General features: G+C 38.2%; 2 tRNA genes. Both read left to right on the top strand.

Annotated elements, in window-relative coordinates:
- Positions 1-219 precede the first annotated feature (219 nt).
- Positions 220-292, top strand: a tRNA-Glu gene (locus QQK25_RS24935).
- 54 nt (positions 293-346) lie between these two features.
- Positions 347-430, top strand: a tRNA-Tyr gene (locus QQK25_RS24930).
- The last annotated feature ends 363 nt before the right edge of the window (positions 431-793 follow it).

The raw sequence follows: 793 nt of genomic DNA, 5'->3' as shown, positions 1-793 counted from the left end.
TTTTTTTCTATTGGACAAATCACTCCCAGAAGGAATCCTATACTTCATTAGATATTTATTATTATTATAAGTTTTTTGAATCAAGAATCTACAAAATATAAGGAATCAGGGTAAGGGGAGAAAGTTTCTTCGAATATAAGCATATCATTTCATTATGTTGACAATTCCAAAAAAAAAGTTCATACTATGCTCATAATCTTATGGTGATCGGGTGGGTATGCCCCCATCGTCTAGTGGTTTAGGACATCTCTCTTTCAAGGAGGCAGCGGGGATTCGACTTCCCCTGGGGGTAGGGTACTACGACAGAAAGTTGATCATGGATTACCCATAAGAATTTGTTCTTCCTGGGTCGATGCCCGAGTGGTTAATGGGGACGGACTGTAAATTCGTTGGCAACATGTCTACGCTGGTTCAAATCCAGCTCGGCCCAAAAAATTACCGATCCATTCGTAAGATGAGTTAAAAAATTTGGCCTCCAACAACAACTTCTACGTAGGAATAAATAAATATTTCTTTATCCCAATGTAGAAGTTGTTGTTCCCACATATGCCTATTTTTGAGGATCTATATTTATTTCAGGGTCTTTAAATGTCCGTCGAATAGCAAAAAAAGGGGGCTTACATTACTACTAATCCGTGTCGTTCTCACAAAAGCCCATATCTATTGTGGATAATAGTAGGGTGTATCTGCTACAATTATAACTGCGATCAAATAGAAATGCGATGACAAAGTTGAATATATATGATGTCCGTCTTATTGACCCGGGATTGTAGTTCAATTGGTCAGAGCACCG

Origin of the sequence: Zoogloea oryzae, assembly GCF_030161255.1 — a bacterium.
GTDB classification, from domain to species: Bacteria; Pseudomonadota; Gammaproteobacteria; order Burkholderiales; family Rhodocyclaceae; genus Zoogloea; species Zoogloea oryzae.
This window is presented reverse-complemented; position numbering and strand designations above follow the sequence as displayed.